This is a genomic window from Methanosarcina mazei S-6, from assembly GCF_000970205.1.
Classification (GTDB): Archaea; Halobacteriota; Methanosarcinia; order Methanosarcinales; family Methanosarcinaceae; genus Methanosarcina; species Methanosarcina mazei.
The window spans coordinates 3,828,895-3,840,631 of the sequence record NZ_CP009512.1; the positions used below are offsets into that span (position 1 = coordinate 3,828,895).

Consider the following 11,737-nt stretch of genomic DNA (forward strand, 5'->3'; position numbering starts at 1 on the left):
AAATAATGGCAGATCAGGACTATTTTCAGGCTGGTGATTTATTGGCTATAAGGGTTGTTGCAAAAAATCAGGTAAAACCTGAAAAGGTTCAGGAATTTATGAATTTGTGTAAAAGCCTTATTGAAGAGACGCTAAAAGAGGAAGGCTGCATAGATTATGGGGTATATCAGGAATTGGAGAATCCTGAAATCCTGACAATGTTAGAAGAGTGGAAAGACGAGGGCAGCCTTGATCAACATATAAGATCCGATCATTTTAAAGAGATATTTCCTTTGCTTTCAGAGTGTCTTGACAAAGAAACTGAAATCAATATATACAGAAAAAAGCTGTAATTTATTATATTTCAGTCCTTAAATTATATTTTCACTCATTTTTTGAAGGAATGAGTCAGGAGTACTCGGGAGAGAAAAATAATGAAAGTTGTTGCATTTAACGGAAGTCCGAGGAAGGAAGGCAATACAGCTTCTTTAATAAAGCATGTCCTTGCAGAGCTTGATAAAGAAGGAATAGAAACCGAGATAGTGCAAATAGGTGGGAAAAGCGTGCACGGCTGTACTGCCTGCTCAAAATGCTTTGAAAACAGAGACAGAAGATGCGTAATTGACAATGATATTGTCAACGAATGCATCGAAAAAATGCTTGAAGCCGACGGCATAATCCTTGCTTCACCCACGTATTTTGCAGACCTGACACCTGAACTCAAAGCTCTTATAGACAGAGCAGGTTTTGTTGCGAAAGCCAATAGCGAAATGTTCAGGTACAAAGTTGGAGCGGCTGTTGTGGCGGTAAGGAGAGCCGGGTCAATCCACGTTTTTGATTCCATTAACCATTTCTTCACGATTTCCCAGATGATAATTCCAGGATCCAGCTACTGGAATATGGGGATAGGGCGTGCAGAAGGGGATGTTGAAAAAGACGATGAGGGCATCCGGACCATGCAGATCCTGGGCCAGAACATGGCATGGCTTTTGAAAAAACTTAATGAATAAATTAACAGAAGAATGCATAACTTAACAGGGGAGGCAGCCTTACATATTTATTCAGGGAAACGAATTTCATGGATAGAATAAAGGGGGAAATAAAATGAAAGTCCTTTATATCTTTGCACACCCTGAGCCGAAGTCCTTTAACGCTGCTATGAAAGATACAGCTATTGCTGCCCTGAAGGATAAAGGGCACGAAGTAAAGCTCTCCGACCTTTACGCGATGGAATTTAACCCTGTGCTGAAAGCCTCGGACTTTACTGAGAGAAAAAACCCGGATATTTTTAATGCTTTCCTCGAAGCTATCAAAGCCTCAAAAACCGGGGCTTTTTCATCCGACATAAAAGAGGAGATGGAAAAAGTAAAATGGGCTGACCTGTTGGCATTTCAGTTCCCAATTTACTTTACATCCATGCCAGCAATAATGAAAGGCTGGATTGACCGTGTACTGGCTCCGGGGTTTGGCTTTAATCCCATAACCAGCAGTGCCTATGACACCGGACTCCTTAAAGGAAAAGCAGCAATGCTTGCATTTACTACCGGCGCTCCGAAAGAAATGTATTCTGAGGGTGGAGCTCATGGCGATATTCACAGGCATCTTGAATCCATAACTCACTGTGTTTTTGAATATATGGGAATGAAAGTGCTGCCATCCTTCATAGTTTATGAAGCCAGTGCCATGAAACAGGAAAAGGGAATTGAAGAACTGGAGAGATATAAAAAGAGGATTTCCGAACTATAAATAGAAAAGAAAACGCCTTTTTTTAATTTTTTAATTTTTCGGGGAACTGTGGGGCAGCCTGAATCATATCTGAGTCTTATACTACTGGATAATAATATTTATATATAATGTTTTTACAAAAAACTTTATTAACCGTTATGTATGTTCAGACATATCATTGAAATTCCATCTGAAGAGGTCTTTGAGTGAAAAAAGTCTGTGCATTCATAATTATCATAGTACTGGCATTGTCTCTGGCAGGCTCAGGTTGCGCTGAAAAAGGGGCTTCTACACCTGTATCTGAAAATCCGGAAAAAGCATTTGAAGGAAGGCAGGTCACGGTTTGCGCTGGAGCCGGGTTGATAAAGCCAATGAACGAATTGATTGAGAATTTTGAGAAAGAAACCGGAGCAGATATTGAGGTCCGCTACGGGGGAAGTGCAGAAATCTTCGGATTTCTGACCTCAAAGGAATGTGACATCTTCATCCCGGGAGACTACTACTATACTGAACAGGCTATGGACAGGAACTATGTTTTCAATGAAAGCGTGGAAAACCTGACCCTGCACATCCCGGTTATCGCAGTTCCTGCGGGAAATCCTGCAAACATAAGCAGACTTGAAGACCTGGCAGGACCAGGGGTAAAACTGGCTCTAGGAGACCCTAATGGGCCTGCAATAGGCAAGGTATCGGAAGTCATCTGCACACAGGCAGGAATCCTTTCTGCAGTCGAAAAGAACATAATTGTCAAAACGGCTACTGTAAATCAGCTCCTCATCTACATTGCATCCGGTGAAGTTGATGCGGCAATTATATGGGAAGATATGACAAGCTGGGGAGAAGCCAGCGGAAAGCTGGAAATTGTTTCTATCCCCGAAGAACAGAACAAAATAAAGACCATCCCCACAGCAGTTTCCATATATACCGAAGACCGTGAACTGGCAGAGGCATTTAACACTTATATTGCGGGCAAAGAAGCAAAAGAAACCTGGAAAAAATGGGGCTTTGAGCCATGCGATGCTTAAAATCCCGGAGCGTGAACCACTCCTGGTTCAGGACCTTCACCGTGGGTATTGCCTGTACCTTCACTTTTTTGCTCTTTATGACCATAGGGACCCTGCTCTTTGTGCTCAAACCTTCAGATCTTCTTTCATCCCTGCTTTCTGAAGAAATGCTTTATTCCATGAAGCTTTCCATGCTGACCTCTTCAGCCTCAACAATTTCCGTTATGTGCTGTTCAATTCCCACAGCCTACGCACTTTCCCGTTTTTCCTTTCCCGGAAAAAGCGTAATAAAAACCGTACTCGGGCTTCCTATGGCATTTCCTGAACTGGTAATGGGACTTGCGCTCCTGCTCCTTTTCGGGCAGGGATTCCTTGGACCTTACCTTGAAGCTCTGGGGATAAAGGTTACTTTCAGCAAGCTCGGGATAATAATTGCACAATTTTTTGTCGCTTTTCCCTATGCTGTAAGGGTCATCTACTCCACTTTTGAAGATATCAACCCGAGATACGAACAGGTCTCGAGGAGCTTCGGGTACGGGGAATTCGAGACATTCCGACACGTTACCCTTCCCATGGCAAGAAGCGGGCTATTTGCCTCGGGAGTAATTACCTTTGCCCGATGTATAGGAGCTTTCGGAGCCGTGCTGGTGCTTGCAGGAGGATCATATATGCATACCGAAGTCCTGCCCGTTACTCTTTACCTGAACATTTCCTACGGAAACCTGGAAATGGCGATTACAAGCGGGATTTTGTTAATGGGAATAGCCTTTCTCGCAATCCTCAGCTTTGAGAAGTTTGAAGGAGGCAGGATGTGAGCTTTCTTGAGGTAAGGGACCTCTGCCTTGATGTAGGAGATTTCGAACTCAGCGGGATAGGGCTCAAGGCTGAGAAAGGCGATTACCTGGCTCTGATAGGCCCTACCGGTAGCGGGAAATCCCTGCTTCTTGAAACCATAATAGGATTTTACGGGCCCGAAAAAGGGAGAATTATCCTGGAAGGAAAAGATATCACCAACTTTCCTCCTGACATGAGGCAGATAAGCATAGTGTACCAGGACCATGTGCTTTTTCCCCACATGGATATTTTTGAAAACATAGCATATGCCCTCCGAAAAAAGCTCAGAGACAAAAAGCAGATCGAAGCGGAAGTAAAGCAGATCGCCGGAGTCCTGGGAATAGGTGAGCTCCTTCACAGAAAGCCGGCTACCCTGAGCGGAGGAGAGAAGCAGAGAGCAGCCATTGCAAGGAGCCTTGTGGTCAGGCCAAAACTGCTTCTTCTTGACGAGCCATTCAGCGCCCTTGATGCAAGGACAAAAGAAAAACTCAGGGAGATGCTGAAAAAGGCGATAAGTGAATACAGCACCACTGTCCTGCACGTGACCCATGACTTTGAAGACGTCTGGGCTCTCGCAAACCGCGTGGTCGTAATAAGAAAAGGTGAGGTTATGCAGGCAGGAGACCCTGAATCAGTATTTAAGAGACCTTCTCCAGACTTCGTGGCCGAGTTTCTGGGCACCAATGTGCTGAAAGGTTGTGTAAAGGCTCTTGAAGGAAAACTTACAGTGGTCGAAGCCGAAGGCATGAAAATATATTCCTCAGATCCAGCCGAGCCCGGGGAAGGTGTTACAGTCTCTATCCGCCCTGAAGAAATTATCCTTGCCAGAGAAGCTTTAGAAAGCTCGGCGCGGAACACAGTGCAGGGAAGGGTTTCAGGAGTTTTCAAAAAAGAACACCTTGTCGTGGTCGAGGTGGAGATCGGAAATGCTGAGATTAAAGCTGTGATCACGCCGACATCCTGTGAAATGCTTGGGCTCGAACCGGGAAGAGAAATCTATGCTGTGTTCAAGGCTTCAAATGCCAGGATAATAAGGTGAATAAGTAAGGTGAATAAGTAAGGGGAATAAGTAAGGAGAATAATGACAGGAAACAGAGAAAAAGATGTGAAAAGCTCGTAATAAAAGAAAATGTTAAAGATCCGCAGTAAAGAAAATATCAGAAAAACATCAAAAATAGAAACAAAAAGTAAGGAATTTTCGAGGCAAAACATGATAGACCTTTTTGATCTCTACTTTTACGAAGACTGCCCCTATCAGGATGAAAGCGCAGAACTGCTCAGGCTTGTGGGCAGGGGGAAAATGAGGATTGTTTCGAGGGAGAACGGGACCTCTGCCTGTGCCGGCGACCTTGCAGGATATTATGAGAAAAAAGGGCTGAAAGTCCTGAATTACTTCAGGGACGGGGAAAATTTCAAGCCCGGAGATGCAATTTTCGAAGCAGAAGGAGACATCAAACTTATATTCAGATTCTGGAGAGTTTCCCAGACATTTCTGACCATGATGTGCGCCATTGCCACGAAAACAGCCTCTATGGTCAGTGAGGCCCGAAGAACTAATCCTGATATTATTATTGCAACGAGCCGGAAGACGCACCCAGGGGCCCGGATATTTGAGCTTAAAGCAGTCCGGGCAGGCGGAGGAGATATCCACAGGAATTCCCTCAGCGACTCCATTCAGATAAGCCAGAACCACCTGGAAGTTGCAGGGGAACTGGGAAAGCTCAGGGCTATGAAAAAGATAGAAATCGAGCCCAGATCGAGAGAAGAAGCATTCAAATATGCTGAAATGTCGGACATAATGCTCCTTGATCATCTTTCCCCGGAAGAACTGAGGGAACTCGGACCAGAACTCAAGGAACTTAACCCTGAACTCGAGCTTGCAGTGGGAGGAATCGAGGCAAAAAGAATCCTCGAATACGCTCCCTTTGTTGAGATTATTGTCATAAGTGCTCCCTATTACGCAAATCCTCTTGACTTTACAACGAAGATCGAAAGGCTGTAAGCTGATAAATAAAAGGTGAACGCATGCCAGAAATCAAAAACATACAGGAAACCGAAAAAGAAGAAAACGGAACCCTGCCTGCCCTCGTAACCGCGCTAAAAAAAGACCTTGGTCCTGCTCTTGAAGAAATCGAAGTAAAGGATGTCAGGATCGGGCTTGCTTATACTGGAGTCCTGCTTTCCGAAAACTACGGGGGCGTTGCCTGCACACCACTTTATGAGTTTTCGGGCTGTCCTGCCCTCGGTTTTGCGGGCTTTCTGAAAGGAAGCTCTGCGGATAAAGTGCTCGAGTTTGCCCTGTCGAGAAACCCGTTTGAGGCAGCAATCGGAGTTGCAACCGCAAATGCGCTTTCTCATATGCTCCATGATCTGGAACCCAAAAAATTTTCTGTTTCAAAAATAGACATTCTTGACCTTATAAAACCTGAAGATAGGGTTGTAATGGTAGGCTATTTTGCTCCTCTTGTCCCGAGAATCCTGAAAATAACCGAGAAACTTACGATCCTTGAGAAGCGTGAAATCGAATTTTCTGAAACCACGATACTGCCTTCGGAAAAAGCCAGAGAAATTCTCCCAGCATCGGATGTGATCATCATCAGTGCAAGTACTCTCGCCAACAGGACTTTTGATGAGCTCCTTTCCTCCCGGGGTGCAGCAAGAGAAGTTGTCCTGCTAGGACCAAGCGCGCCTCTCTACCCTGCCCCGTTCTTCAGTAGAGGTATTACTGCAATAATGGGAACCCGGATTATTGACCCCCTGAAAATGCTTACGGTGATTAGCGAGGCGGGAGGGACGAAAAAACTGCACCAGTTCTGTGGGGAAAAGGTAGCGTTCCAGAATAAAAATGAAGACAGAAATAAGTCCTCTTGAGCGAAACAAAAAGGACAGTAAACTGCAGAGACGTAACTCTGCCGAAAAAGCTGAATTATCTGGGGAGAAGGTACCCTTTAGAAGAAGAAAACGAGAAGAAAAATAACTATGTTGAAAAAAAGGGGAAGAAAGCCAGAAAAATTTAAAGAAACTGGCAAAAAGAGCTTAAAAAAGAATGTTATTAACGCTTGATTATTAGCAATGATAAAAGTCCCAAAATGAACATTACCGAAGTAAAGCCAGGTATTTGATTGGTTGTTTCGTTACCAGCAATCTCCTCTTCATTGCCTGAGAAGTTGGTGTTATCAGCTTCATCCACATATGGTCCATCAACTACTGCTATGTCTTCAACTGGCACTCCCATCCACTCGAACACTACTGGTACCTCACTTATACCTTCCTGTTTACAGTGTTCCTCGATTATTAGATAAATTTCATCAATTATAGAATCATTAACACTTTCTGGAGATTCTGGATCAAGTCCTACGAATATATATCCCCTATAATTATAGCCATAACCAGTCAATGATCCACCAGATGACTTCATGTAGGGCCGAAGTTCAGTTCTGAAACTATGAATACAATCCCCTGCTTTCTCTTCCCACTCCACTTTTCCACTGGAATCTGTAATTACAGGCATTGTTCCCCTCGTGGCTATGAACCCAGGATCATTTTTAACTTCCTCGAAAATCTGAGGGCCGTAGTCAGGTAGCGGGAGATCCTCCTCGTCCTGTGCCCACATAAAAATCACAGGGATATCACTTATTCCCTCCTGCTCTTCGCAATATTCCTCAATTTTCAGATACATCGCGTCAATTCTTGAGTCATCTACTTCTCCTTTATAGGCAGATCCCAATTCCACTATAATTACATCACTGGCAGCAACGCCTGATATAGAGCGGTCAAATTCGGAATATGAAGGCCCTATTTTGTTAAGATTTAGCCAGCAATCTGTAATTGAATTTTTCCACTCCTGATTGACAGTTTCTGGTATAGTTCCCCTGTATGCTATGAACAAGGGGTTATTTGCAAATTTCTTTATAGAATCTGGGGGCTCATCTGATTCGGAATCGTTAAATTCACTGTCATCTGCACCTGCGAAACTGCATAATAAAATAAAAGCAGAAATTATAAGCATTAACCATTTGCCAGTATTCCTTCTTTTGATCATTTAATCAGACCTTAACAGTTAGTTTAGAACTCCAGTCTTATTATTGTATTAAACTGAGCTCAAAATCAAGCATCTGCGCATTAGTGAAATACAGTATGATTAAATTCCTTATCTTTTTGCTCCACCGGCTTCAGAGCTCAGCTGCACAATTTTATTAAATAAAACATTGACATATCATAAAATACTTTTTAAATTTTCTAATTATATACTTGTTAGATTAAGACGAGAAACTATGATTCGAAGGTTAAACAACTTTTTTTGAAAACATATGGATTCAAATTCAGAATAAATTGGCAGGCCATTCATATTTATGAACGGGAATGAGGAGATTAACGGGAAGTATTGAGAATCAAAAAACAGATTTGAAGAAGCTTCAGCAGCCATAGAAATTTATATATAGACATAAAAATAGAACTCTTCAGTATCTTTTCACAGTTTTGAGTTATTTTGGGGAAAATAACCGAGAGAACTGACAATAGCAAACTGGCTGATTTTAGAGTTCATAATAGAGGTATAGAAAAAGCAATACTTGGGGGTATGAGAGGCATGGCTATGGGGCATGAAAAAAAAGTGTCTGGGATTTATGAAAAAAACAGATCAGGAGGATACGAACAAAACATTTCAGAGGGGTATGAAAAAAATGTGTTAAGACCAAAAAATGTATGGGAAGAGTTTTTTGCAGATAAAAGAAGTGGGGGTCACAGGTCTTCAGCTGAAGAATTTCTTTCTATGGAAGCGAGAGAAAAATTATTCCATCTCAATGGCGGAAAAACTATTCTTGACTTTGGGTGCGGAGCTGGAGAACTCCTGGTCTACTACGCACCGGAATATGAAAAAACAATAGGAGTTGATTTTTCTCCGTCCATGCTTGAGGAAGCAGGCAAAAGAATAAGGGAAAGAAATTGTAAAAATACAATTTTAATTCTGGCGGACGACAAAACCGTATGGGACAGGCTGGACTCTCCCCTTGATCGAATAACTGCAGCCGGAGTGTTTCAATATCTCACATATCAGGAAATTGATGATTTTATTTTTAATGCATCAACATATCTTAATAAAGATGGGAAAATAGTATTGTTTGACATGCTGGACCCCCGATTATACCCTCTGTGGAAAATAGGGCTTTTTTCACAGGATAATAGCTGTAAGAAAATAATAAGCAAAGCAATTTGCGGGGTTAGAAATACAATATCATCAAGCTTAAAAAGGCGCCCGAGAGACATTTTGGGGTATTCACATTATCCCGGTAAAATTAAAAAAATTGCAAATAAAAATGGTTTTGAAATGATTTGTGTACAATCAATGTACTATGAATACAAATATCATGCAATAATATTCAGGAGTTAAACAGCCTTTAAAGTGGAGACTGAATCAAGCCTGTTTTTAGCAGATGAACATAAAAACTCATTTTATTTTTTCTTGATGGATAACATTCATTTCACTAACAGATTTTGGAACCGAGTAGTTCATCATACATAAGAATAATTATCTATTTTTACGGGGCTTAAAATGGACGGAATTGAAGTTAGAGAATTACTGCCATCCGAATACAAAGAATGGGATTTGCTTGTAGAAAAAGCTCAACCCGGTACACTCTTTCATACAAGTGAATGGCTTGAAATTTGCAGGGATATCCTATCAAAAGACCTTAGAATCTACGGCTGTTTCAGAAACGGCGAACTTGTGGGAGGCTGCCCTCTTTTTGTAAAAAATATAAAAGGAGTGTTGAAAGTAGCAAGTTCAACCTGTAAAATGACCAGCTACAGCGGTCCCCTTCTAAAAGAAAGTGCCAGCTCCAGAGCAAATAAACGGATACAGGAAACCCATGAAATCCTCAATCCTCTCAGGGAATTTTTCTGCAAGCAGGGATTTGACAGCATTCACCTTACATTCGCTCCGGGCTTTGAGGATATAAGACCGTTTACGTGGAACGGATGGGATTCTGCCGTACATTACACCCATTACCTGAGTCTGAAAGAAAACATAGACGAAAACCTTTCAGGGGAAAGGCAGATAGAACTTAAAACTGCAACCGGGGCAGGACTTAAAACCCGGGTATCCAATGACCCTGAAACATATTATCGCCTGCTTTCACTGGCTTATGAAAAGAAGAATTTAGAGCCTCCTTTGCCTGGAGGGTTCTATGATAGAGTATTTAAGCTGATTCAGAAAAAAAGCGCCGGATACATGTTTGTCTCCGAGACTCCTGAGGGCGAAGCTGTTGCAGCTCACATAAACCTGTACGGAAAAAAATGCGCTGTAATCTGGACCTCAGCCCTGAACCCTGATTTTGATCGTTTGGGCCCCAATGCTCTTCTGTATTATAATGAATTTCTTGACCTGAGATCCCGGAACTTCGAATACATGAACGTAATGGCAGCAAATATTCCTGTATTTGTGGATTTTATTATGGGCTTTTCTCCTGAGCTGATTCCGTATTATAGTGTGACCCTGGAGAGCAAAAAATACTCAGCCGCGAAAACCTTATACAGAACCACTCATAAGGAAACCTATTGATAGAAAACTGCATTCCCCTGGATAGAAAAATAGGGAACAAAAAAGAAACATAAAATTCTTCGAAGAACAGGCACAAAAAACGCACATGAATTTCTTCGAAGAACAGACTCAAAAAATGAAAGTACTTCCAGATACTTTCATGCTAAGAAAAGTATGGGCATAAATCAGGGAATGATGCATAAAAGTTACATTGACCTGAGAAATCGCAAACAACATCCGTCATCTGCAACTCCCGGTCACCTGTACATTTAAGCGGTCAGACTCCCTGGTCCGGATTTCTTATTTACAGATTTCTTATTTAATGTAGTACGTGACCTGTACTGACATCGAGACAGTAGATTCGCCTGGCTCAATAGGAGTGGAAACTGCTCCGGAAGCCTTTTCTTCTACTGCCATATCGTATTCATAATATACTCTGGGCCCGTTGCTTTCACTTATAGATGAAGTCTTCACACCAGTAATCTCAACACCCAGGCTCTTAGCAAGCGTATCGGCTTTTGATGATGCGTCATTGATTGCCTCATTCATCAGGTCCTCACGAAGCTGCTTTTGCATATCATCGGATACTGAGAATGAAATGCTTCCAATCTCATTAGCTCCGGCAGCTGTGGACCTGTCAATAATCTGACTCAGGTTGTCGAGATTTGTGGTTGTGATCTGCACGCTATTGGATGCTGCGTAACCTGTAATTTTTTGTGTCGTATCATAGCTGTATATAGGGTATACGGACACATAGGAGGTCTGTATTTCCCTGTCCTGCAATCCAATTGCTTTGAGCTCTGATACTATATTGCTCATAATGGCTGCATTTTCGTCGGATGCTTCCTTCGCAGTAGCAGCCTGGATCACAACACCTATTCTCATTGTTGCCGTGTCAGGGACAACCTTCTGTTCAGCATACCCGCTCATGGAAATAGTATTTTCCGCATCCTTTTCAGGCTCATTCTGTGAAATGGCATATATCGTTGCTGCCATCAGCACCAGAACAACTGACAGCGCAATGATAACATAATAAGATTTATCGTTTTTATTTTCCTGTGGCATTTTTCACATACTCCTTGCTCAGTACTTTATTTGCTGGCGGTTCGGTCAATTATAGCAAGTCATAGATGTACACGCACATATTAAAGAATTGCTTAAACTTCAATTGCGGTCGCAGTTATAATAGCCGCATGATATTGAAGGAAAAATATACGTAAAGTAATGGGAGGAGAAAGGGTCGAAAGATGATGAAAGGAGTCTTTGTGGAAAGGACGAATCAAGGGAAGTTGTTCTACTCGGACCGAGTACTCCTCTCTATCCTGCCCCGTTTTTCGAGAGAGGAGTTACTGCAGTGAGGAGGACATGGATTATTGACCTCTTGACAATGCTTACGGTAATCAGTGAAGCGGAAGTAACGAAAAAGCTGCATCAGTACTGTGGGAAGAAAGTTGCGTTCAGAAAAAAAACAAGTAGTATCCATGAGTTATTGATCAATTCTGACAAAAAGGACATATTTGCTTTGTTTGTCTAGGTTTAAGATTCACTAAGTTTGTGGTTTTCAAAAACTAGCACCTTGATCTAATTTAGCTTTTATTCAGAATATTACTACTTTACTCATTTTCACATTAACTACGCATAAATCCTCCACACCTAA

General features: G+C 42.1%; 13 protein-coding genes and 1 pseudogene. 12 read left to right on the plus strand and 2 right to left on the minus strand.

Annotated features, from left to right (window positions below; all coding sequences use genetic code 11):
• The first annotated feature begins 5 nt into the window (after positions 1-5).
• The 9 genes from MSMAS_RS16430 (at position 6) to MSMAS_RS19090 (ending at position 6,559) form a co-directional block, all read left to right on the plus strand.
• Positions 6-332 carry a putative quinol monooxygenase gene (locus tag MSMAS_RS16430; protein WP_048037476.1) on the plus strand — a complete coding sequence of 109 codons (327 nt, stop codon included), beginning with the start codon at positions 6-8 and terminating at the stop codon, positions 330-332.
• An 81-nt stretch (positions 333-413) separates the two neighbouring features.
• On the plus strand, positions 414-989 hold the full coding sequence (locus tag MSMAS_RS16435) for a flavodoxin family protein (protein WP_011033527.1): 576 nt from the start codon (positions 414-416) through the stop codon (positions 987-989).
• Between the two features lie 94 nt (positions 990-1,083).
• Entirely contained in the window at positions 1,084-1,725 is a 642-nt protein-coding gene (locus MSMAS_RS16440; protein WP_011033526.1) for an NAD(P)H-dependent oxidoreductase, read from the plus strand.
• Between the two features lie 185 nt (positions 1,726-1,910).
• Positions 1,911-2,729, plus strand: a complete 819-nt coding sequence (gene modA, locus MSMAS_RS16445) for a molybdate ABC transporter substrate-binding protein (RefSeq protein ID WP_011033525.1) — start codon at positions 1,911-1,913, stop codon at positions 2,727-2,729.
• Positions 2,717-3,523, plus strand: coding sequence for an ABC transporter permease (locus MSMAS_RS16450; protein ID WP_011033524.1), 807 nt, complete (start codon positions 2,717-2,719; stop codon positions 3,521-3,523). The genes modA and MSMAS_RS16450 overlap by 13 nt, the downstream gene beginning before the upstream one ends.
• Positions 3,520-4,581 carry an ATP-binding cassette domain-containing protein gene (locus MSMAS_RS16455; protein WP_011033523.1) on the plus strand — a complete coding sequence of 354 codons (1,062 nt, stop codon included), beginning with the start codon at positions 3,520-3,522 and terminating at the stop codon, positions 4,579-4,581. The genes MSMAS_RS16450 and MSMAS_RS16455 overlap by 4 nt, the downstream gene beginning before the upstream one ends.
• A 171-nt stretch (positions 4,582-4,752) precedes the next feature.
• Complete coding sequence (locus tag MSMAS_RS16460; RefSeq protein WP_048047033.1) at positions 4,753-5,544, plus strand: beta/alpha barrel domain-containing protein; 792 nt, start codon at positions 4,753-4,755, stop codon at positions 5,542-5,544.
• Positions 5,545-5,567: 23 nt separating this feature from the next.
• Positions 5,568-6,413, plus strand: a complete 846-nt coding sequence (locus MSMAS_RS16465; protein ID WP_048046833.1) for a Rossmann-like domain-containing protein — start codon at positions 5,568-5,570, stop codon at positions 6,411-6,413.
• Positions 6,410-6,559, plus strand: a complete 150-nt coding sequence (locus tag MSMAS_RS19090) for a hypothetical protein (RefSeq protein WP_015411925.1) — start codon at positions 6,410-6,412, stop codon at positions 6,557-6,559. The genes MSMAS_RS16465 and MSMAS_RS19090 overlap by 4 nt, the downstream gene beginning before the upstream one ends.
• A 35-nt stretch (positions 6,560-6,594) precedes the next feature.
• Here the strand turns inward: MSMAS_RS19090 and MSMAS_RS16470 are convergent, their stop codons facing one another.
• Positions 6,595-7,584: a hypothetical protein gene (locus MSMAS_RS16470; RefSeq protein ID WP_048046835.1), complete on the minus strand. Its 990-nt coding sequence runs from the start codon at positions 7,582-7,584 to the stop codon at positions 6,595-6,597.
• 642 nt (positions 7,585-8,226) lie between these two features.
• Between MSMAS_RS16470 and MSMAS_RS16475 the strand changes: the two genes are divergently transcribed.
• The gene (locus tag MSMAS_RS16475; RefSeq protein WP_048046015.1) at positions 8,227-8,931 is read left to right on the plus strand and encodes a class I SAM-dependent methyltransferase; all 705 of its coding nucleotides are present in this window, start codon (positions 8,227-8,229) and stop codon (positions 8,929-8,931) included.
• 162 nt (positions 8,932-9,093) lie between these two features.
• On the plus strand, positions 9,094-10,101 hold the full coding sequence (locus tag MSMAS_RS16480; protein WP_011033518.1) for a GNAT family N-acetyltransferase: 1,008 nt from the start codon (positions 9,094-9,096) through the stop codon (positions 10,099-10,101).
• Positions 10,102-10,395: 294 nt separating this feature from the next.
• Here MSMAS_RS16480 and MSMAS_RS16485 read toward each other — a convergent pair whose 3' ends face one another.
• The gene (locus MSMAS_RS16485; RefSeq protein ID WP_011033517.1) at positions 10,396-11,145 is read right to left on the minus strand and encodes an SIMPL domain-containing protein; all 750 of its coding nucleotides are present in this window, start codon (positions 11,143-11,145) and stop codon (positions 10,396-10,398) included.
• A gap of 223 nt (positions 11,146-11,368) precedes the next feature.
• Between MSMAS_RS16485 and MSMAS_RS16490 the strand changes: the two are divergent.
• Positions 11,369-11,614 (plus strand): annotated as a pseudogene (locus MSMAS_RS16490) (Rossmann-like domain-containing protein); the annotation flags it as partial.
• Positions 11,615-11,737: the final 123 nt, after the last annotated feature.